The organism is Mycobacterium kyorinense, assembly GCF_002101735.1.
Lineage (GTDB): Bacteria > Actinomycetota > Actinomycetes > Mycobacteriales > Mycobacteriaceae > Mycobacterium > Mycobacterium kyorinense.
The window spans coordinates 14,107-35,320 of record NZ_LQPE01000034.1 but is presented as its reverse complement, the minus strand read 5'-3'; the positions used below and the strand labels follow the sequence as shown (position 1 = coordinate 35,320).

Genomic DNA, 21,214 nt, shown 5'->3' with positions numbered 1-21,214 from the left:
ACCACAACAGCGTGCAGTTTGTGTGGATGAGAATCGCTTCGGCGTGTCGTGGCAGGTTGCCGTTTCGGGCGTGTTGCGTATCGGCTACCCGTGCCGGGCGTTAACAGACGGTTACGTTCACAGCGCGGGCGGCGCGCCGAAAAGTTCGCCAGCCAACACGACAACCCCGGCGGCATAGCTGCCGCCGGGGTGCGTGGAAGTGGGTCTAGCTCTCCGCGACGACGTCCAGCGCGATCTCGACGTTGACGTCGGGATGCAGGTGCACCGTGACGGGGTGGCTGCCGACGGATTTGATGTGCGCCTTGGGCAGCCGCAGAATGCGCTTGTCCAGGTTGGGCCCGCCCGCCTTCTTGATAGCGGCGACGACGTCACCGGCGGTCACCGAGCCGAACAGCTTGCCGGTGTCCCCCGCCGTCTTGACCGGCAGCGACACCGGGCCCAGCGCCTCGAGCGCCGCCTTGATCTCGTTGGCGTGGTCGAGGTCGCGGACCTGCTTGGTTTCCCGGGCGCGACGGATGTCGTCGGCCTGCTTCTGCGCGCCGCGGGACGCGACGATCGCCAGTCCGCGCGGCAGCAGGTAGTTGCGGCCGTATCCGTCTTTGACCTCGACGGTGTCGCCGACGGAACCGAGGTGGTCGACCTCGGCAGTCAAAATTAGCTTCATCGTTGTGTGCTTTCCGTTCTGGGTCTAGCGCGCCGAGGAGGTGAAGGGCAGCAGCGCCACCTCGCGGGCATTCTTGACCGCCAGGGCGATGTCGCGCTGGTGCTGCACGCAGTTGCCGGTGACCCGGCGCGCCCGGATCTTGCCGCGCTCACTGATGTAGGTGCGCAACAGCGCGGTGTCCTTGTAGTCGATCACTTGATCCTTCTTGGCGCAGAACACGCACTTGCGTGTCTTGACCGGCTTCTCCGGTGCCGGTCGCCGCTTGTTGCTCTTGGCCATGTCTGTCTCTTTCGTTCTATCTTTCGAGTACTAGAAGGGTGGTTCGTCGTCGCCGCCGCCGAACGAGCCCGAGGCCGGAGCGCTACCCCACGGGTCGTCGCCCGTGGCGCCCGCGGCCGGTGCCGCCGGCTGCCGCGAACCTCCGCCACCGCCTCCGCCGAAGCCGCCGCCTCCGCCGCCGCTGCGGCTGGCCTTGTTGACCTTGGCGGTGGCGTAGCGCAGCGACGGGCCGATCTCGTCGACCTCGACCTCGACCACGGTGCGCTTCTCGCCCTCGCGGGTTTCGAACGAGCGCTGCTTGAGCCGGCCCTGCACGATCACCCGCGATCCGCGGGTCAGGCTTTCGGCCACATTCTCGGCGGCCTCACGCCAGATGTTGCACCGCAGGAACAGCGCCTCGCCGTCCTTCCATTCCCCGCTCTGGCGGTCGTAGATGCGCGGTGTGGAGGCCACGGTGAAGTTCGCCACGGCAGCACCGGACGGGGTGAACCGCAGCTCGGGGTCAGCGGTCAGGTTTCCGACGACGGTGATGGTGGTGTCACCAGCCATTAGCTCCTCCTGGGATTGGCATTGGGCTGAGCCTACGCAACGGCTCCGACGCGCCGCGGCCGTTCGCCCACAGGCTAGTGCTTGTCGGTGGCGACCCGCTGCGCCCGGCTTCGCCGCGCTGGCGATCGCCACTAGTGCTTGTCGGTGCGCATCACCTTGGTGCGCAACACGGACTCGTTCAGGGACAGCTGACGGTCGAGCTCGGACACCGTCGCCGGCGCGGCCTTGACGTCGATCACCGCGTAGATGCCCTCGGCATGCTTGGCGATTTCGTAGGCCAGTCGGCGCCGACCCCAGATGTCGACCTTCTCCACCGTTCCGCCGTCCTTGCGGACGACATTGAGAAAGGCCTCCAACGAGGGAGCTACGGTGCGCTCGTCGAGGGTGGGGTCAAGGATGACCATGATTTCGTATGGACGCATGGGAACCTCATCACCTCCTATGGTCGTGTGCGGCCACGGTCTTTTCCGTGGCAGGAGGGTCGCCTGCGTCGGCAACCGGATCAGGTTACCGGACGACGGTTGAGCGTGGGAAATCGGTAGTGCGCGGACGCAGCCACCCCGGCAGCCAGGCGGGCGGCGCGTCGGCGGCACCGTCGAACACCCCGCCGGTCGGGTCGTCCACCCGCCCACCCCAGCGGACCAGGTCCTCCTCGGGGCGATAGATCTCGCGGACCACCAGCACACACAACCCCACCACCGCCAGGTCGCGCAGCAGCACCGCCGAAGTGAACCACTGCTCGGGCAGCCCGCGGTTGGGCGTGCTGTAGAGGTAGTACATCCGCGGCACCCACACCAGCGCGTCGATTGTCATCCACCCCAACAAGACCCGGCGGTGCGGCAACGCCAACACGGCCAGCGGCACCAGCCACAGCGAGAACTGCGGGCTCCACACCTTGTTGGTCAACAGGAAGGCCGCCACCACCAGGAACGCGAGCTGCGCCACCCGCGGCCGCTGCGGAGCGGTCAGCGTGATGTAACCGATTGCGGCACAACAGGATACGAACAGCACGGTGACGACGGTGTTCAGCACCGTCGGCGGCTGCCAAAAGCCCAGCGACGGATCGAATCCCCGCCAGCCGGTGAACGACTTGGCCACGTTGTACAGCGAATCCATGTCGTCGCCGCGGCGGGTGTTGAGCCGGAAGAACTCCGACCAGCCGCGCGGAAACAGCACCATCACCGGCAGGTTGACCAAAAGCCACGTTGCCGCCGTCGCCGCGGCGGTGCGGGCCAGCTCACGCAGGCGTCCTGTCCGGATGCCCAGCACCAGCAGCGGCCCTAGCAGCAACACCGGATACAGCTTGGCGGCGACACCCAAGCCGATCAGCACACCGGCCAGCACCGGCCGTCGGCGCGCCCAGGCCAGCAGCCCGCCCGTCGCCAAAGCCGTTGCCAGCGCGTCGAAATTGGTGAACGCCTGAAATATCAGCAGCGGGGACGCGGCCACCAGCGCTGCATCCCACACCCGTCGGCCCGCCAGATTCGCGGTGGCCCACACGGTCGCCAGCCAGGCCAGCGCCAAACCGAACGCGGCGACGTCGAAAAACACCACCACCTCGGCGATCACCGGCAGCGGGATCAGCTTGCTCACCGCGGTGTAGGTCTTGGCCAGCGCCATCGACACGTACTGGTAGACGCCGGTCAGCACCGGATACTCCATGTAGCGCACCGCAGGCTGGCCGTCGTAGCGGATCTGCGGCTTGCCGCTGGAATCGGTTTCGACCCAGCTGGACTTGTACGGAAACTTGCCCTGGCTCAACAACTCTGCGCCGTAGAGCGGCACGGTGTCCGAGTAGCACAACTCGTAGTAGGCGCGCTGATTGCCCCAGTTGGCCACCCGCTGATCGCCGGGGCCTGTTCCCGTGCTTACCAGGCACGGCGCTTTCGTCGACCAGCCCAACGCCAGGAACACCAGCGCGATCGCGAACATCACCCGCAGCGGGGTCCAGAACCTGGCCCGGCCGATCAGCGCGTGGCGGCCCACCGGACCGCCGATGACGCCCGACATCGCCGAGCCCAAAAAGTCTGTGCGGCTGGGGCAATCGCGATCGTCGGCGGAGCGCAGGTCGGTAGCCAACTGCCGCGGCGAAACGGTGTCGCCCGTCACGGCGGCGGCGGTGCTGCCGGAGCCTCCGGTGCGCCCGGCGGCGACGGTGGCGGTCCCGGCCCCACGGGCACGGTGGTCGGCGGCCCGACCGGGATCGTAATGCCCGGCGCCACTTCAATTGTGGGCTGGATGACGGTCACCTGCGGCGGCGGCGGTGGCGGCGGCGGCGCGGCCGGCACACCGGCGTATCCGCCGATCTCGGTGGGCTTCGGGAACGATTCGTTGTTGGTGCCCTTGAGCGCGCCGTCCATGGTCGCTTTCCAGATGTCCGACGGCAGGCCCGAGCCATACACCGGGCCGCCCCACTTGTTCACCAGCGGCTGGTCGCCCTGCACGGTGCCGACCCACACCGCCGTCGACAACGACGGCGTGTACCCGACCATCCAGGCGTCCTTGTTGGCGTCCGTATCGCCGAGCTGCGTGGTGCCCGTCTTGGCCGCGGACGGCCGCCCGCCGGCCAGGCTGTGGCCGCGTGAGTAGCCGGCAATCGGCTGCATCGCCGAGGTGACGTTGTCGGCGACGGCCTTGTCGATGCGCTGCTCACCGGAGTTGTCCTGGGTGGCCGCGTCGAAGAGCACCCGGCCCTCGGAGTTGACCACCTTCTCCACGAAATGCGGCGGGTGGTAGGTGCCCGAGGCGGCCAGCGTGGCATACGCCGAAGCCATGTCGATCACGCGAGTCTGATACTGGCCCAACACGATTCCGTTTTTGGGCGGTCCGCCCTGCCCGTCCTCGGACAGGGTGTGCGGCACGCCGGGAAAGCTGGTGGCGATGCCGGCCTGGTGTGCGGCCTGGGCGACGTCCTCGGGGCCGTTTTTCAGCTTCAGCATCAGCCGGTAGTAGGAGGTGTTCAGCGAACGCTTGAGCGCCTCGGCGATGTTGCAGGTTCCGCAGCTTTCGCCCTCGACGTTGCCGATCTTGATGCCGTTGACGGTCAGCGGAGAACTGTCCACCTGATAGCCCAGGCCGATGCCCTGCTCGAGCGCGGCCACCAACGCGAACACCTTGAACGACGACCCGGTCTGCAGCCCGGCCTGAGCGAAGTCGAAACCGTTGGCATCCGAGCCGCCGTAGTACGCCTTGACCCCGCCGGTGTGCGGGTCGATCGATACCACCGCGGCCCGCATGTCGGGGTTTTGTCCCTCCATATACGTCGACACGGCCTTCTCGGCGGCCCGTTGGGCCTGCATATCGATCGTGGTGGTGACCTGCAGGCCCTGCGTGTTGAGGGTCTGCTCGTCGATGTTGAACAGGTCGAGCAGTTCCTTGGTCACCTGCCGCTCGATCAACCCGTTGGGCCCGGTGGTCTGGTTCTGCGCCCGGGCCGCATCCGGCGGTAGCGTCGGCGGAAACTGCTGTGCCGCACGGTCCTTCGGCGCCAGCGCCCCGGTCTCGACCATGCCGTCGAGCACCCAGTTCCAGCGCTCCTTGGCGCCGTCGAGGTCGACGGCGGGATCCAGCGTCGACGGCCGCTGGATCAACGCGGCCAGCAGTGCGCCTTCGGCGACGGTGAGCTGCTCGACGGGTTTGTCGAAGTACGCCTTGGCCGCCGCGGAAATACCGTAGGCGCCGCGGCCGAAGTAGATGATGTTCAAATATGCCTGCAACACATCGTCTTTGGACCACTGGCCCGACATCTTGGTGGCGACGACGAGTTCTTTGGCCTTGCGGATCAGGCCACCCACCCCGGCGCGCTGCGCGCCCACCAACGCATTCTTGACGTATTGCTGGGTGATCGTCGACCCGCCCTGCGTGTCGCCGCCGAAGATGTTGTTCTTCACCGCCCGCGCGAAACCGGTCAGCGAGAACCCCGGATTCGAGTAGAAGTTGCGGTCCTCGGCGGCCAGCACCGCCTGGCGCACATGCACCGGCACCTGGTTGATGTTCACGTCGACCCGGTTGCCTTCGGGCGGAACGATTTTCGCCAACTCGGTGCCGTCGCTGGCCAGGATCGTCGACACCTGGTTGGTGCGGATGTCGCCCGGCTTGGGCACGTCGACGATGAAGTAGGCCATCGCGAACGTGACGATCGGCAACAGCAGGAGCACCACCGCGGCCACATAGAGGCCCCGGCGCACCCACAACCAGTTGATCCGGCGCAGCCAGCTCCAGTCCAGTTGGCGCAGCCAATCCCAGTTCGGTTGGCCAGGCTTACGCGGCGGCGGACCTGGCGGGCCTCCGCCCGGCGGCCCTCCGCCCAGCCCCAGTTCGCGGTCCCGGCGCCTGGGCGGTGGCGTGCTATCCAGCGCGGCCTTGACCTGCTCGACCGGGTCACGGCTGTGGCGCCGGGGCGGTGGCGGTGGGGGCGGCGTTCCATCCAGCGCGGCCTTGACCTGCTCCACCGGATCCCGCAGCCGTCGCTCGTCGACGACCGGCGGCAGGACGGTGGTCAACCGGTCGTCGGGCGGGACCGGACGACGATGGCGCGGCGGGCCGGATGCGGGGCGCGGCCCGACGCCGTTGTCGCCGCCGGACTTGCGCGTCGACTCGCCGTCGGACCGTGACCCGTTCGGGACGTCGCTGGCCGAACGGTCTTGTGGCCCTTCGTTATTCACTGGCCGTGCGGGCGCCGTTGCGCGCCGTCCGCGTGCTGCGCGTGCCTCGTGGCGGGCGGGCCGGGCGTGCCGCGCCGAGCACATACGACTTGACCAGGTGATTCCAGCTGCAAGTCCGGCATACCTCCACCACGTGCACCGAGAACTCCTCGTAACGAGATGCCAGCATCACCAGCTCCTCGGCGGTGCGCGCCGATCCCGATACCGCACCCAAGTGGTCGCCGAACACCCACGACACCAGCGTGAGCTGCTCTTTGCGGCAGATCGGGCACATCACCGGGCTGGGCTTGCCGTGGAATTTCGCGGCGCGCAGCAGGTAGGGATTGGCGTCACACACTTCGGACACCCCGGTTCTGCCCGAGTACACCTCGGCCAGCAGTGAGCGGCGCCGAAGCGCGTAATCCACTACCTGTCGCTGCAGTCGCACGTTGACCAGAGTACGTGCGGATCGCCGTTGCCGAGAGCTTGCCCGGTGTGCCGTCGCTCAGTTCGGTTTCAGCGGCGCGGTCGCGGCCACACTGACCACGGCGCTAGGAGGCACTCACCTCTGGAAGCTCGCTCAGGAACGCCGACCGGACGGGCTCGGCGGGCGTCGCCGCGTGGTCCTCCAGCAACCCACCCTTCGCCAGCAGCGGCCGCACGCCCTCGCCGAAGGTGTATGCCTCCTCGAGATGCGGATAGCCGGACAGGATGAAGTGTTGCAGGCCCAGCGCGGCGTACTCGGCGATCCGGTCGGCGACATCTTGGTGAGAACCGACCAGCGCCGTGCCCGCGCCGCCGCGAACCAACCCCACCCCGGACCACAGGTTGGGATAGATTTCCAGACTGCGGGCGTCGGCGCCGACGGCGAAATCGCCTCCGCCACCGTGCAATTGGCGCATCCGCTGCTGGCCCTCGGACTCCGACCGGGCCAGCGAGCGCTGCGCGGCCGCGACGGTGTGCGGGTCCAACCCGGACAGCAGCCGGTTTGCCTCCGCCCAGGCCTGTTCGCTGGTGTCCCGGGAGATGACGTGCAGCCGGATTCCGTAGCACAGCTCCCGCCCCTGCGCCGACGCCAGGCCCCGGATCCGGTCCAGCTTCTCGCTGACCTGCTCGGGCGGCTCACCCCAAGTCAGGTAGGTGTCGGCGAACCTGGCCGCGACCTGGCCGGCCTCCGCCGACGAGCCGCCGAAGAAGACGGCCGGCAGCGGCTCGGGACGCCGTGCCAGCGACGCCTGCTCGACCCGCAGATGTTCTCCGGTGAAGGTCACCGGCTCCTCGGAGGTCCACAGCCGGCGAACGATGGCGAGAAACTCCGCACACCGGTCGTATCGGGCCTCTTTTGTCAGGAAGTCGCCGAACGCCCGCTGCTCGATGCTCTCGCCGCCGGTGACCACGTTGAGCAGCAGCCGGCCCTGCGACTGCCACTGAAAGGTGGCCGCCATCTGCGCCGCCAGCGTCGGGCTGATCAGCCCCGGGCGCAGCGCAACCAGGAATTTCAGCGACTCGGTGGCGTCGAGCAGCATCGCCGTGGAAAGCCAGGCGTCTTCGCACCATTGACCGGTCGGCGTGAGGACAGCCTCGAAGCCGTTGACCTCGGCGGCCTGCGCGAGCTGGATCAAATACCGCAAATCGGCCGGCCGGTCGCCGCGCATGGTGCTGCCATGCCCGCCGGCGATCAGATTGCGGGAGTCTCCGTACGTGGGAAGAAACCAATGCAGATGTATTGACACGCTATTCACTTATGCCCGACGGTCGGCGTCGCGAAAAGGCTTAGGCCCACCGTGATTAGAACTGCGGTTCCCCGATCGCCGCGAGCAGCGCCTTCTACGATCATCGCCGTGGCGACGCGGCAAACGACGGCGACCCGGGCCAAAGACAGCGACCGGCAAGATACCTGCCGGATTCTCGACGGGGCCCTCGAAGAAGGCCAGCTGTCGATGGAGGAGCACCGCGAACGGGTCAGCGCGGCCACCAGCGCCGTCACCCTCGGCGATCTGCACGCCCTGGTCGCCGACCTGCAGACCGCCAGCGCCCCGGTGCAGCTGCCGTCGCTGAACACGACCCCGCCCCGATTCGGCGGCGCCGGCATCGCGGCGGCTGCCCTCGTGGTGGCGGTGCTGCTCGGCGTCGGCATCGGGTGGGGGCTCTACGGCCACACCAGCTCGCCGCTGAGTTTCACCTCCGACCCCGGGGCCAAGCCTGACGGCGTCGCACCGGTGGTGCTGACCCCGCCGCGCCAACTGCAGTCGCTGGGCGGGCTGACCGGGCTGCTGGAGCAGGCCCGCAAGAAATTCGGCGACACCATGGGCTACCGGCTGGTGATCTACCCCGACTACGCAGTCATGGAGCGCGCCGATCCCAAGGAGGATCGCCGGGCGCTGAGCTACACCTACCGCGGCGGGTGGGGCGACCCGAACAGCTCGCCCAAGAGCAGTGACGCCACCCTGGTCGACCTCGGCAACTTCGACCCGAAGGCGACGGTCGGCATCCTGCGCGGGGCGCCCGAGACGCTGGGCATCAAGCCCTCCGACGTCAAGACCACGTATCTGATCGTGGAGCCGTCGCGCGACCCGGCCGCGCCCGCAGCGGTATCGCTGTCGGTGTATGTCTCCAGCGACTACGGCAGCGGCTACATCCAGTTCGCCGGCGACGGAACCGTCAGCCGGGTGAACTATCCCTCCTGAACGCCTGAACAGCGGGCGAATGCCGGGTGTGGTGCCAAATATATCGGGGCGATACTATGTCCCGAGGCTGTCGCCCGATATGAAAACGTCCTCACGGCCGAGCAAAGGAGGTGACTCGATGCTGGAGCTCGCCATCCTCGGACTCCTGCTCGAGTCGCCCATGCATGGCTACGAACTGCGCAAACGACTGACCGGCCTGCTCGGCGCGTTTCGGGCGTTTTCGTACGGCTCGCTGTACCCGGCGCTGCGCCGGATGCAGGCCGACGGGCTGATCGCCGAGGACGCCGCGCCGGCCGGGACCCCGGTGCGCCGGGCCCGGCGGGTGTACCAGCTGACCGACGCCGGCCGCCAGCGCTTTTCCGAGCTGGTCGCCGACACCGGCCCGCAGAACTACACCGATGACGGGTTCGGTGTGCACTTGGCGTTCTTCAACCGCACTCCGGCCGAGGCGCGGATGCGCATCCTGGAAGGCCGTCGCCGCCAGGTCGAGGAGCGCCGCGAGGGCCTGCGTGAAGCAGTGGCGCGGGCCAGCAACTCGCTCGATCGCTACACCCGCCAGCTGCATCAACTGGGGCTGGAGTCGAGCGAACGTGAAGTCAAGTGGCTCAACGAGCTGATCACGGCCGAACGCGTGGCGCAACGCCGCGCCGAGCAGTCCTAACCAATCCAAGCAACGCACGACACAGGTAGAAGTAAGGAGAACGCCCCTATGACTGAGCACACCGCGGCAGAGGCGTCGACGGAAATCCGGGTCGCCATCGTCGGCGTCGGCAACTGCGCGTCCTCGCTGGTTCAGGGCGTCGAGTACTACCAGAACGCCGACGAGACGGCGACAGTCCCCGGCTTGATGCACGTGCGGTTCGGGCCGTACCACGTCCGCGACGTCAAGTTCGTCGCCGCGTTCGACGTGGACGCCAAGAAGGTCGGCTTCGATCTGTCCGAGGCGATTTTCGCGTCGGAGAACAACACCATCAAGATCGCCGACGTGCCGCCCACCAACGTGACCGTGCAGCGCGGACCGACTCTGGACGGCATCGGCAAGTACTACGCCGACACCATCGAGGTGTCCGACGTCGAGGCCGTCGACGTGGTCAAGGTGCTGCGCGACGCCGAGGTCGACGTGCTGGTCTCCTACCTGCCGGTGGGCTCGGAAGAGGCCGACAAGTTCTACGCGCAGTGCGCGCTGGACGCCGGCGTGGCGTTCGTCAACGCGCTGCCGGTATTCATCGCCTCGGACCCGGTTTGGGCGAAGAAGTTCACCGACGCCGGGGTGCCGATCGTCGGCGACGACATCAAGAGCCAGGTCGGTGCGACGATCACCCACCGGGTGATGGCCAAGCTGTTCGAGGACCGCGGCGTGCAACTCGACCGCACCATGCAGCTCAACGTCGGCGGCAACATGGACTTCCTCAACATGCTCGAGCGTGAGCGGCTGGAGTCGAAGAAGATCTCCAAGACCCAGGCCGTCACCTCCAACGTGCAGCGCGAGTTCAAGACCAAAGACGTGCACATCGGCCCGTCCGACCACGTCGGCTGGCTCGACGACCGCAAGTGGGCCTACGTGCGGCTGGAAGGCCGGGCCTTCGGCGACGTGCCGCTGAACCTGGAGTACAAGCTCGAGGTGTGGGACTCGCCGAACTCGGCGGGCGTGATCATCGACGCGATCCGGGCGGCCAAGATCGCCAAGGACCGCGGCATCGGCGGCCCGGTGGTGGCGGCGTCGGCGTACCTGATGAAGAGCCCGCCGCAGCAGCTGCCCGACGACATCGCGCGCGCCCAGCTCGAGCAGTTCATCATCGGCTAGTTCGGCGCGGTAATCATCGCTGAGCGCACATAATCGCGCCGAAATCGTGGACGAGTTTGAGCTGCTGCACGAGAACGCCGAGCAGGCCGGCGTGGACACGGTGCCGGCCGTCGCACGCGTCGAGCGCGGCCCCATCAGCGCGCTCACGTGGGGCGACACCTCACCCCGCGTCGTCTTCCTGCACGGCGGCGGGCAGAACGCGCACACGTGGGACACGGTCATCGTCGGCCTCGGTGAAGCGGCTCTTGCCGTCGACCTGCCCGGCCACGGGCATTCGGCGTGGCGCGACGACGGTGACTACTCGCCGCAGCGCAACGCCGCGACGCTGGTCCCGGTGGTGAGTGAGCTTGCGCCGCAAGCCGATCTGGTCGTCGGGATGTCGCTGGGCGGGCTCACCGCCATCCGGCTGGCCGCGATCGCACCCCAGCTCGTCAATGAACTCGTCCTGATCGACGTCACCCCGTCGGCGCTGCAGCGGCACGCTGAAATGACCAAGGAACAGCTCGGCACCGTCGCGCTGATGCACGGCGAGCGGGAATTCCCCAGCTTCCAGGCCATGGTCGATCAGGCCGTCGCCGCCGCACCGCACCGCGACGTCAAGGCGATGCGGCGCGGGGTATTCCACAACTCGCGCCAGCTCGACAACGGCAAGTGGACATGGCGCTACGACGCCATTCGCAGCTTCCCCGACTTCGCCTCGCTGTGGGACGACGTCGGCGTCATGTCGGCGCCCGTCACGCTGATCCGCGGTGGCTCGTCGGGATTCGTCAGCGACCAGGACGTCGCCGAATTAAGCCGTCGCGCAAAGCATTTCCGCGGGGCGCAGGTCGTGGAAGAGTCCGGGCACTCGGTACAAAGCGACCAGCCTCGAGCGCTGATCGGGATTCTGCGCAGGGTGCTCGACGGCTAACGTGGCAGTATGACCTCTCGCCCCGTTCGTATTGGTGTTCAACTTCAGCCGCAGCACGCCCCGCAATACAGCCAGATCCGTGACGCCGTCCGTCGCTGCGAGGACATCGGCGTCGACATCGCGTTCAACTGGGATCACTTCTTCCCGCTCTACGGCGATCGCGACGGCGCCCACTTCGAATGCTGGACCATGCTGGGAGCCTGGGCCGAGCAGACGTCGCGCATCGAAATCGGTGCGCTGGTGAGCTGTAACTCCTACCGCAACCCGGAATTGCTCGCCGACATGGCCCGCACCGTCGACCACATTTCGGAGGGCCGGCTGATCCTGGGTATCGGGTCGGGCTGGAAACGCAGGGATTACGACGAGTACGGCTACGAGTTCGGCACCGCGGGCAGCCGTCTCGACGACCTGGCCGCGGCGCTGCCCCGGATCACATCGCGGCTGAGCAAGCTCAATCCACCGCCCACCCGCCGGATTCCGCTGCTGATCGGCGGCGAGGGTGAACGCAAGACCCTGCGCCTGGTCGCCGAACATGCCGACATGTGGCACAGCTTCGCCAGCGCCGACGCCTATCCCGCGAAGGCGGACGTGCTGGCCCGGCACTGCGCGGCGATCGGACGTGACCCGGACAGCATCGAGCGGTCCGCCGCGGTCGGGGGCGAGACCGGGCGCGGTCGGGGCGCCGACGCCTTGATCGCCGAGGCCGAGGCCTTGACGGGCCTGGGCGTAACCCTGCTGACCGTAGGCTCGACCGGCCCCGACTACGACCTGAGCGCTGCTGAAACGCTGTGCCGGTGGCGCGATAATCGTTGAACCCCAACGTAAACCGGCGCGCCGTGAGAAACTCGAAAGGGATATGCCGAAAAAGTACGGCGCTAAAGAGAAGGACCAGGTCGTTGCTTACATCCTCAACCTGGTTCTGACCGGCAAGCTGCGCACCGGTGACCGGGTCGACCGCAACGAGATCGCCGAAGCACTCGGGATGAGTCGGGTCCCCATTCAGGAGGCGCTTGTCCAGCTGGAACACGACGGCGTGCTGTTCACCCGGTATCACCGCGGCGCGTTCGTCGAGAGATTCGACCAGGACACCATTCTCGAGCATCACGAACTGCACGGCGTGCTCAACGGAATCGCGTCGGCGCGTGCCGCCGCCAACCCCACACCGCGGATCCTGGATCAGCTCGACACCCTGATGCGCACGCTGCGCACCGCGAAAGAACCGCGCGCATTCCAGCAGGACGCGCGCGACTATCGCCGCGCCGTCGCCGACGAGTACGCCGGGCCGCGACTGCACGCGGCGATCCGCGCGTCGACCGCGCTGATTCCGCGCCCGTTCCTGCTGAGCTACCCCAACGTGATCGCCGAGATGCTGCCGTTCTACGAGGACGAAACCGCCGCCATCCACCGTCGCGATCCCGCCGCGGCCCGGGCGGCGTGCGCCGGCTGCGCAGCGCTGATGGCCCAGATCATGGTGGCCGAACTCATTCGCCGCCGCGTGCTGTCCCCGCCCGACAAACCCGCTGTCGCGTTCTGAACCGGCCGGTCCGGCGTCGCGCAAGGGGCCGGTACGTTGCGAATATGAACGTCCTCGCCGGAAAGCTCCTCGCGGTGATCGCGGTGATCCTGATGGTGTGCGGCCTCGCAGCCGCGCCACCCGCGGCGGCCGACACCAACCAGTGCGCGCCGTCCGGGGTGGAGAACGCGACGGCGTTGCCGCCCAAGCTGGCCACCGCCAAACGCCCCCGCGAAGACAAGTACACGACCGCCGGCGTCGAGCCGCTCAGTTCCGTCGACGCCGCCTCGCTGGGTCTCATCACGCCGGGCACCCTGACCGTCGGCACCGTCTCGGAAGCGCCGCCGAACGCCTGCATCAACCCCGCCGGGCACTACACCGGATTCGACAACGAGCTGCTGCGCGCCATGGCCGCCAAACTGGGCTTGCGGGTCCGCTTCGTCGGCACCGACTTCGCCGGCCTGCTCGCGCAGGTGTCGTCGCGCCGGTTCGACGTCGGCTCGGCGTCGATCACGGCCACCGACGCGCGGCGGCGCACTGTCGGCTTCACCAACGGCTACGACTTCGGGTATGCCTCGCTGGTCGTGCAGCCCGGCTCGCCGATCACCGGGTTCGACGACCTCGCGGCCGGGCAGCGCATCGGCGTCGTCCAGGGCACCGTGCAGGACGCCTACGTCGTCGAGACCCTGCACCTGCAGCCGGTGAAATTCCCCGACATCATCACCGCGTACACCAGCCTGAAGACCCACCAGATCGACGCCTGGGTGGCCGGCGGGCTGGAGGCGATGAACGCAGTGCGGCCCGGTGACCCGGCCGCGATCGTCGCCAACACGTTCAGCGAGGGCGAATTCGTGGCGTACGCGGTGGCGAAAGACAACCGGCCGCTGATCGATGCGCTCAACTCCGCGCTGGACGCCGTCATCGCCGACGCCACCTGGTCCGGGCTGTACTCCGACTGGGTGCCGCGGCCGCTGCCTCCGGACTGGAAACCCGGGTCCAAGAGTGCGCTGACGCCGCACCTGCCGGACTTCGCGAAGATCGCAGAACAGCATCACCGGTCGCAGACCGGACCGCCCGCACCGACGTCGACGCTGGCTCAGCTGCGGGATTCGTTCCTCGACTGGGATCTCTACAAGCAGGTCATCCCGGTGCTGCTGACGACGGGACTGCCGAACACGTTGATTCTGACCGTCAGCGCCAGCGTCATCGGCTTGGTGGTCGGGATTGCGCTGGCCGTCGCCGGGATCTCGCATACCCGGTGGCTGCGCTGGCCGGCCCGGGTGTACACCGACATCTTCCGCGGCCTGCCCGAAGTGGTGATCATCCTGCTGATCGGCCTCGGGGTGGGGCCGATTGTCGGCGGGTTGACCCACAACAACCCATACCCGCTCGGTATCGCCGCGCTGGGGTTGACCGCCGCCGCGTACGTCGGCGAGATCTTCCGCGCGGGCATTCAAAGCGTCGACACCGGCCAACTCGAAGCGTCCCGTGCGCTGGGGCTGAGCTACCCGTCGTCGATGCGGCTGGTGGTTGTGCCGCAGGGCATCCGCCGGGTGCTGCCGGCGCTGGTCAACCAGTTCATCGCGCTGCTGAAGGGCTCGGCCCTGGTCTACTTTCTCGGGCTGATCGCCGGTCAGCGAGAGCTGTTCCAGGTCGGCCGCGATTTCAACGCCCAAACCGGCAGCTTGTCCCCGTTGGTGGCCGCGGGTGTGTTCTACCTGATCTTGACGATCCCGCTGACCCATCTGGTGAACTACGTCGACAAGCGGCTTCGCCAGGGCCGCCCCGCGGTGGAGCCGCCGGACCAAATCGACGCGCTCGCCTCGGCGACCGGGCAGGAGATGCTATGACCGCGGCCGTCGAGCGTGCAGCGCCGGTATCGTTGGCGGCCAAGGACATTCACCTTTCGTTCGGGCAGAACGTGGTGCTGCGGGGCGTCGACCTCGACGTGCCCGCCGGCAGCACGGCGGCGATCATCGGCCCGTCGGGGTCGGGCAAGTCGACGTTGCTGCGCACGCTGAATCGTCTGTACGAGCCCGACCGCGGCGACGTCCTGCTCGACGGCCGGTCCGTGCTGGGCGATGACCCCAACCGGCTGCGCCAGCGCATCGGGATGGTGTTCCAGCACTTCAACCTGTTCCCGCACCGCAGCGTGCTGGACAATGTGATGCTGGCGCCGCGCAAGCTCAAGCGACTGCCGGCCGACGCGGCCCGCGAGCTGGCGCTGGCGCAGCTGGACCGGGTCGGGATGAAGCACAAGGCCGACAGCCGCCCGGGCGCGCTGTCGGGTGGTCAGCAGCAACGTGTCGCGATCGCTCGTGCGCTGGCGATGGCGCCGCAGGTGATGCTCTTCGACGAGGCCACGTCGGCGTTGGATCCCGAGTTGGTCAAGGGCATCCTGGCGCTGATCGCCGAACTCGGCGAGGAGGGTATGACGATGGTGGTCGTCACCCACGAAATGGGTTTTGCCAGGTCGACGGCGGACGCCGTGGTGTTCATGGACCGCGGCGCGGTGGTGGAAACCGGGCCGCCCGAGCAGATCTTCGAGGCGGCCGAAACCGAGCGGCTGCAGCGGTTCTTATCACAAGTACTTTGACGGCAAAAGCGATTTTCGCGTCAGGCTCGGAGCAATCAGGTTAGACTGGCGAATTATGGCGGAACGCGAAGCCACCGTGCCGGAAGTGACACAGCTGGCTGAGGGTCTACACCGCACGCTGTCCAAGCTTTTCTCCATCCTGCGCCGCGGGGACCCGAGCGCCGCCACCGCAACCGCGGGCGAGCTGACCCTGGCCCAGCTGTCGATCCTGGTGACGCTGCTCGACCGGGGCCCGATCCGGATGACCGACCTGGCCGCGCACGAGCGGGTGCGCACTCCCACCACCACGGTGGCCATTCGCCGGCTGGAGAAGATCGGCCTGGTGAAGCGCTCGCGCGACCCGTCTGACCTGCGGGCCGTGCTGGTCGACATCACGCCGCGGGGTTTGGCGGTGCACCGCGAGTCGCTGGCCAACCGGATCGCCGCGCTGGCCGGGATGCTCAGCAAGCTCAGCGAATCCGAACTGGAAACCCTGACCAAGGCGCTTGCCCCGCTGGAACGGTTGGCGGCTCTGGAGCCGGCTGGCCCCGCTTGTCCCGGCGAGGCCGAGCAGGCGTGAAAACCGTAGCGCCACAACTGCATTGACCGCATGCCCACTGCATTGATCACCGGCGCCAGCCGGGGTATCGGTTCGGCGATTGCCGTCGCACTGGCCCCGACGCATACCCTGCTGCTGGCCGGTCGGCCCTCGGAACGGCTGGATGCCGTCGCGCAGCGCCTCGGCGCCACCACGCTTGCGCTGGATCTGGCCGACACCGATGCGATCCCGGCCGCCACCGAGTCGATCACCGAGCTCGATGTGCTGGTGCACAATGCCGGCGTGTCCATGCCCGGGCACGTCGCCGAGTCCACCGTCGAGCAGTGGCGCACTACTTTCGACGTGAATGTCGTTGGCGCGGTGGCGGTTACGTTGGCGCTGCTGCCTGGGCTGCGGCGGGCCGGCGGCCAGGTGGTGTTCATCAATTCGGGCTCGGGTCGCAGGGTGTCGCCGGGGATGGCGTCCTATTCGGCGAGCAAGTTCGCGTTGCGCGCGTTCGCCGATTCGCTGCGCGCCGACGAGCCGTCGCTGCGGGTCACCACCGTGTATCCCGGCCGCGTCGACACCGACATGCAGCGCGAGCTGGTCGCCTACGAGGGCGGCGAGTACGACCCGGGCCGCTTTCTGCGGCCCGACACCGTCGCCGCGGCGGTCGCCGATGTGGTGGCCACCCCGCCCGACGGGCACGTCCACGAAGTAGTGCTGCGGCCCCGGTGAGCGCTGGTTAGACGACGAGGTTGACCAAGCGGCCGGGCACCACGATGACCTTCCGGACCGGGGCGCCGTTCAAGAACGCCTGCACTTTCTCGTCCGCCAGCGCGGCGGCCTCCAGCGTGTCGTTGTCGGCGTCGGCGGCCACCACCACTTTTCCGCGCACCTTGCCGTTGACCTGCACCGGGTATTCGACGGTGTCTTCGACCAAATACTGCGGGTCCGCCACCGGGAAGGGGCCGTGCGCCAGCGACGCGGTGTTGCCCAGCCGCTGCCACAGCTCCTCGGCCACATGTGGGGCCAGCGGCGCCAGCATCAGCACCAGCGGCTCGACGGCGGCGCGCGGCACCGCGTCGCGGTGTTCCTTGGTGAGGTGGTTGGTGTACTCGATCAGCTTGGCCACCGCGGTGTTATTGCGCAGCGCCGCATAGTCTTCGGACACCCCGGCGATGGTGCGGTGCAGCTGGCGCAGCGTTTCGACGTCGACCTCCGCATGATTGTCGACCCGGTTGCCGCCGGTCTGCTCGTCGACCACCAGCCGCCACACCCGCTGCAAAAAGCGGTGCGCGCCAACGACATCCTTGGTGGCCCACGGCCGCGATGCTTCAAGCGGCCCCATCGACATCTCGTACACGCGCAAGGTGTCGGCGCCGTAGTCGTCGCAGATTTCGTCGGGCGAGACCGAATTCTTCAGGCTCTTACCGATTTTGCCGAACTCCTGGAAGACCTCGATCTCGCCGTCCGGTCCCGGGTAGAAGAACCTGCCGTCGCGTTCGACCACGTCGGCCGCCGGCACATAGGAACCACGCGCGTCGGTGTACGCGAACGCCTGAATGTAGCCCTGGTTCACCAGCCGGCGGTACGGCTCGCGGGAGGTGACGTGGCCCAGGTCGTAGAGCACCTTGTGCCAGAACCTCGCGTAGAGCAGGTGCAGCACGGCGTGCTCGACACCGCCGACATACAGGTCCACACCGCCCGGATCGTCCGGACCGTGCTCGGCCGGCCGCGGGCCCATCCAGTAGGCCTCGTTTTCCTTGGCGCAGAAGCGTTCCGAATTGTGCGGGTCGGTGTAGCGCAACTCGTACCACGAGCTGCCCGCCCACTGCGGCATCACGTTGGTGTCGCGGGTGTAGGGCTTGAGCCCGTCGCCGAGATCCAGTTCGACGTGCACCCAGTCGGTGGCCTTGGCCAGCGGCGGCTCGGGCTCGCTGTCGGCGTCGTCGGGGTCGAACAGCACCGGCGAGTAGTCGGGCACGTCGGGCAGCTCGACCGGCAACGCGGCTTCGTCCAGCGGGTGCGGGCGTCCGTCGCTGTCGTACACGATCGGGAACGGCTCGCCCCAATACCGCTGCCGCGCGAAAAGCCAGTCCCGCAGCTTGTATTCGACGCGCGCCCAGCCGCGGCCGTCGGCTTCCAGCCGGGCGGTCATGGCTTTCTTGGCGGCGGTCACGTCCATTCCGTCGAGGAAGCCGGAGTTCACCAGCACGCCGTCGCCGGTGTAGGCGTCCTTCGAGATGTCGCCCCCGGCAATCACTTCGACGATCGGCAGGCCGAACTCGTGCGCGAACTCCCAGTCCCGGTGGTCGTGACCCGGGACCGCCATGATCGCCCCGGTGCCGTAGCCGACCAGCACGTAGTCGGCGATGAAGATCGGCACCTTTTGGCCGTTGGCCGGATTGGTGGCGTAGGTACCAAGAAAGACACCGGTTTTCGCCTTGTATTCCTGGCGCTCCAGGTCGGACTTCGCGGCGATCGAGCGCCGGTATGCCTCCACCGCCTCGGCGGGGGTGGCGGCACCGAACGTCCAGTGCGGGTCGACGCCGTCCGGCCACTCGTCGGCGGTCAGCCGGGCGACCAGCTCATGTTCGGGCGCCAGCACCAGATAAGTGGCGCCGAACAGGGTGTCGGGCCGAGTGGTGAACACCTCGATATCGCCGGCGTCGCTGCCGAACAACGCCGCGGCACCGGTCGAGCGGCCAATCCAGTTGCGCTGCATGGTCTTGACCTTGTCCGGCCACTCCAGCAGGTCCAGGTCGTCCAGCAGCCGGTCGGCGTAGGCGGTGATGCGCATCATCCACTGCCGCAACCGTTTGCGGAACACCGGGAAGTTGCCCCGGTCGCTTCGGCCGTCGGCGGTGACCTCTTCGTTGGCCAGCACGGTGCCCAATCCCGGGCACCAGTTCACCATCGAATCCGCCCGGTAGACCAGCCGGTAGCCGTCGATCACGTCGGCGCGCTCACCGGCCGCCAGAGCCGTCCAGTCCCGGCCATCGTCCAAAGTGCGTGCACCGGAATCGAATTCGTCGATCAGCTCGGCGATCGGCCGCGCCTTGTTGGCGGTGGTGTCGAACCAGGCGTTGTAGATCTGCAGGAAGATCCACTGCGTCCACTTGTAGAACTCGGCGTCGGTGGTGGAAAAGCTTCGCCGGGCGTCGTGGCCGAAGCCCAGCCGTCCCAGCTGACGGCGGAAGTTGACGATGTTGGCCTCGGTACGGGTCCGCGGATGGGTGCCGGTCTGCACCGCATACTGTTCGGCGGGTAGCCCGAACGCGTCGAAACCCAACGCGTGCAACACGTTACGTCCGGTCATCCGGAAGTAGCGGGCATAGACGTCGGTGGCGATGTAGCCCAGCGGGTGACCGACGTGCAGGCCCTCGCCGGACGGATACGGGAACATGTCCTGGACGAACATCTTGCCGCCGGGCACGGGTGAGCCGTCGGCCGGCGCCAGCGAGCCGACCGGGTTGGCCACGTTGAATGTCCCCCAGCGGGCCCAGTTGTCCTGCCAGGTCCGTTCGATGCGACCGGCCAGCTCCGCGGTGTAGCGGTACCGCGGCGCGTCGGAGTCCGCCTCGTCGGCGCCCGGGACGGCGCCGGCTGCTGCGGTCGGGGATTCGGTCACGTCACACAGGGTATAAGGACGGCGCCGACCGCCTTCCGGCCACAGGTTGGTCTCGGTTTCGTCGCATACCGATCAGGGGTTCATCCCAGGTCAATCTCAAGCCTGTCGCTGCCGGTTTGCGCTGGTTACAGTCGGCCTCTAACGCCGATCCGAGGGAAGGAGCGACTCTGATGACGCAGATTGCCCGCGGCCTGCGGGTGCTGGCAGCCGGTGTCGTCGTCGGCGTCGCGGGTGTGATGTGCGTCGCCGGCACGGCCTCGGCAGATCCCGTGTTTCCGCCCGGGCCCAACCCGGTGCCGGCCCCCGCCCCGCCCCTCACCCAAAACGCGCTGGGTGCCGTCGGCAACAGCACGCCGGGTACCGCCCCCTCGGTGGCTCCCCGTGTCCCATCACCGCAACCTGCCGCAGCGCCGGCACCGGCGACGCTGGTGCCGGCCACCAGCGGGACACTGCGCGACTACTTCGCCGGCAAGGGCGTCAAACTCGAGCCGCAGCAACCGCAGAACTTGCACGCGCTCGACATCACCTTGCCGGTGCCGCCGCGCTGGACTCAGGTGCCCGACCCCAATGTGCCCGACGCGTTCGCCGTTATCGCAGACCGATCCGGCACCGGCAACAGCCTCTACACGTCCAACGCCCAAGTGGTGGTCTACAAGCTGGTCGGCGACTTCGATCCGCGCGAGGCCATCACCCACGGGTACGTCGACAGCCAGCAATTGCCCGCCTGGCAGACCACCAAGGGTACGATGGGCGACTTCGGCGGGTTCCCGTCGTCGGTCATCGAGGGCACCTATCGGCAAAACGATATGACCCTCAACACATCTCGGCGGCATGTCATCGCCACGTCCGGGGCTGACCGCTACCTGGTGTCGCTGGCGGTGACGACGGCAGTCACCCAGGCCGTCGCCGACGCGCCCGCCACCGACGCGATCGTCAATGGCTTCCGGGTGACTGCGCCGGGCGCCGCGCCGCCCGCCGCTCCCGCCGCGCCTGCCGTGCCTGCCTTGCCGGCCCACCCGCCGGTGCCCGCGCCGACGCGGTAAACCCGCCGCGTGGCGGCCTTAAGTATTGTGGCCCCATGCTGATCGCCGGACTGCTGTGCATGGGCATGGCGATCGCCTGCGCCGGACACGGATTGTGGTCGCTATCACGTCCCGGGGCCCAGCAGGTGACGCGCGCGGTCGCGCCGACGCAGCTGGCGGCCGCGGTGATGCTGGCAGCCGGCGGCGCGGTGGCCCTGGCCGGGCCGCGCCCGTCCGCCGGTGTCCTGGTCGGCGTGTGCGTCGTCGGTGCGGTCGGCACCGTGGCCGCGGGGTCGTGGCAGAGCGCGCGGTACGCGCTACGCCGCGAAGCGGCGCCCGCTGTCTGCGGTGGCGACTGTGCGGCCTGCACGTTGTCGTGCCGCTGATCCGCCGGGC

At 68.1% G+C, this 21,214-nt stretch carries 21 protein-coding genes; 12 read left to right on the top strand and 9 right to left on the bottom strand.

Annotation, left to right across the window (positions count from 1 at the left end; translation table 11 throughout):
• Positions 1 to 205: 205 nt before the first annotated feature.
• The 8 genes from rplI to AWC14_RS06230 all read right to left on the bottom strand — a co-directional run bounded on the left by rplI (position 206) and on the right by AWC14_RS06230 (position 7,868).
• Positions 206 to 664 carry a 50S ribosomal protein L9 gene (gene rplI / locus AWC14_RS06265; protein ID WP_045375650.1) on the bottom strand — a complete coding sequence of 153 codons (459 nt, stop codon included), beginning with the start codon at positions 662 to 664 and terminating at the stop codon, positions 206 to 208.
• 24 nt (positions 665 to 688) lie between these two features.
• Positions 689 to 943 carry a 30S ribosomal protein S18 gene (gene rpsR / locus AWC14_RS06260; protein WP_045375648.1) on the bottom strand — a complete coding sequence of 85 codons (255 nt, stop codon included), beginning with the start codon at positions 941 to 943 and terminating at the stop codon, positions 689 to 691.
• A 30-nt stretch (positions 944 to 973) separates the two neighbouring features.
• Positions 974 to 1,492 (bottom strand): single-stranded DNA-binding protein, encoded by a 519-nt coding sequence (locus AWC14_RS06255; protein WP_045375646.1) that lies wholly within the window; start codon positions 1,490 to 1,492, stop codon positions 974 to 976.
• Between the two features lie 131 nt (positions 1,493 to 1,623).
• Positions 1,624 to 1,914 (bottom strand): 30S ribosomal protein S6, encoded by a 291-nt coding sequence (gene rpsF, locus AWC14_RS06250; RefSeq protein WP_045375644.1) that lies wholly within the window; start codon positions 1,912 to 1,914, stop codon positions 1,624 to 1,626.
• 85 nt (positions 1,915 to 1,999) lie between these two features.
• Positions 2,000 to 3,601 (bottom strand): glycosyltransferase family 87 protein, encoded by a 1,602-nt coding sequence (locus tag AWC14_RS06245; protein WP_057003105.1) that lies wholly within the window; start codon positions 3,599 to 3,601, stop codon positions 2,000 to 2,002.
• Positions 3,598 to 6,156, bottom strand: coding sequence for a transglycosylase domain-containing protein (locus AWC14_RS06240; RefSeq protein ID WP_142281572.1), 2,559 nt, complete (start codon positions 6,154 to 6,156; stop codon positions 3,598 to 3,600). Before AWC14_RS06240 ends, AWC14_RS06245 begins: the two co-directional genes overlap by 4 nt.
• A complete protein-coding gene (locus AWC14_RS06235) occupies positions 6,149 to 6,583 on the bottom strand; it encodes a DUF5318 family protein (protein ID WP_045375640.1) in 435 nt (144 codons plus the stop codon). Before AWC14_RS06235 ends, AWC14_RS06240 begins: the two co-directional genes overlap by 8 nt.
• A gap of 103 nt (positions 6,584 to 6,686) precedes the next feature.
• Complete coding sequence (locus AWC14_RS06230; protein WP_045375639.1) at positions 6,687 to 7,868, bottom strand: LLM class flavin-dependent oxidoreductase; 1,182 nt, start codon at positions 7,866 to 7,868, stop codon at positions 6,687 to 6,689.
• Between the two features lie 108 nt (positions 7,869 to 7,976).
• On the opposite strand from AWC14_RS06230, the gene AWC14_RS06225 reads away from it, so the two are divergent.
• The 10 genes from AWC14_RS06225 (at position 7,977) to AWC14_RS06180 (ending at position 16,900) form a co-directional block, all read left to right on the top strand.
• Positions 7,977 to 8,822, top strand: a complete 846-nt coding sequence (locus AWC14_RS06225) for a DUF1707 SHOCT-like domain-containing protein (RefSeq protein ID WP_081968029.1) — start codon at positions 7,977 to 7,979, stop codon at positions 8,820 to 8,822.
• Between the two features lie 118 nt (positions 8,823 to 8,940).
• The gene (locus AWC14_RS06220; RefSeq protein ID WP_045375637.1) at positions 8,941 to 9,483 is read left to right on the top strand and encodes a PadR family transcriptional regulator; all 543 of its coding nucleotides are present in this window, start codon (positions 8,941 to 8,943) and stop codon (positions 9,481 to 9,483) included.
• 48 nt (positions 9,484 to 9,531) lie between these two features.
• A complete protein-coding gene (locus tag AWC14_RS06215) occupies positions 9,532 to 10,626 on the top strand; it encodes an inositol-3-phosphate synthase (RefSeq protein ID WP_045375635.1) in 1,095 nt (364 codons plus the stop codon).
• Positions 10,627 to 10,645: 19 nt separating this feature from the next.
• Entirely contained in the window at positions 10,646 to 11,536 is an 891-nt protein-coding gene (locus tag AWC14_RS06210; protein WP_045375634.1) for an alpha/beta fold hydrolase, read from the top strand.
• A gap of 9 nt (positions 11,537 to 11,545) precedes the next feature.
• Positions 11,546 to 12,349 (top strand): LLM class F420-dependent oxidoreductase, encoded by an 804-nt coding sequence (locus AWC14_RS06205; protein WP_045375632.1) that lies wholly within the window; start codon positions 11,546 to 11,548, stop codon positions 12,347 to 12,349.
• A 43-nt stretch (positions 12,350 to 12,392) separates the two neighbouring features.
• Positions 12,393 to 13,070 (top strand): GntR family transcriptional regulator, encoded by a 678-nt coding sequence (locus AWC14_RS06200; RefSeq protein WP_045375630.1) that lies wholly within the window; start codon positions 12,393 to 12,395, stop codon positions 13,068 to 13,070.
• Positions 13,067 to 14,899: an ABC transporter substrate-binding protein/permease gene (locus AWC14_RS06195; RefSeq protein ID WP_428838950.1), complete on the top strand. Its 1,833-nt coding sequence runs from the start codon at positions 13,067 to 13,069 to the stop codon at positions 14,897 to 14,899. Before AWC14_RS06200 ends, AWC14_RS06195 begins: the two co-directional genes overlap by 4 nt.
• Complete coding sequence (locus tag AWC14_RS06190; RefSeq protein ID WP_045375626.1) at positions 14,896 to 15,645, top strand: amino acid ABC transporter ATP-binding protein; 750 nt, start codon at positions 14,896 to 14,898, stop codon at positions 15,643 to 15,645. Before AWC14_RS06195 ends, AWC14_RS06190 begins: the two co-directional genes overlap by 4 nt.
• 55 nt (positions 15,646 to 15,700) lie before the next feature.
• Entirely contained in the window at positions 15,701 to 16,204 is a 504-nt protein-coding gene (locus AWC14_RS06185; protein WP_045375624.1) for a MarR family winged helix-turn-helix transcriptional regulator, read from the top strand.
• Positions 16,205 to 16,234: 30 nt separating this feature from the next.
• Positions 16,235 to 16,900 carry an SDR family oxidoreductase gene (locus AWC14_RS06180; RefSeq protein ID WP_045375622.1) on the top strand — a complete coding sequence of 222 codons (666 nt, stop codon included), beginning with the start codon at positions 16,235 to 16,237 and terminating at the stop codon, positions 16,898 to 16,900.
• Between the two features lie 7 nt (positions 16,901 to 16,907).
• Here AWC14_RS06180 and leuS read toward each other — a convergent pair whose 3' ends face one another.
• Positions 16,908 to 19,796 (bottom strand): leucine--tRNA ligase, encoded by a 2,889-nt coding sequence (leuS, locus tag AWC14_RS06175; protein WP_057003106.1) that lies wholly within the window; start codon positions 19,794 to 19,796, stop codon positions 16,908 to 16,910.
• A gap of 170 nt (positions 19,797 to 19,966) precedes the next feature.
• Here leuS and AWC14_RS06170 point away from each other — a divergent pair, with 170 nt between their 5' ends.
• Positions 19,967 to 20,839, top strand: a complete 873-nt coding sequence (locus AWC14_RS06170) for an LpqN/LpqT family lipoprotein (RefSeq protein WP_045375620.1) — start codon at positions 19,967 to 19,969, stop codon at positions 20,837 to 20,839.
• Positions 20,840 to 20,874: 35 nt separating this feature from the next.
• Positions 20,875 to 21,204, top strand: coding sequence for a hypothetical protein (locus AWC14_RS06165; RefSeq protein ID WP_045375618.1), 330 nt, complete (start codon positions 20,875 to 20,877; stop codon positions 21,202 to 21,204).
• The last annotated feature ends 10 nt before the right edge of the window (positions 21,205 to 21,214 follow it).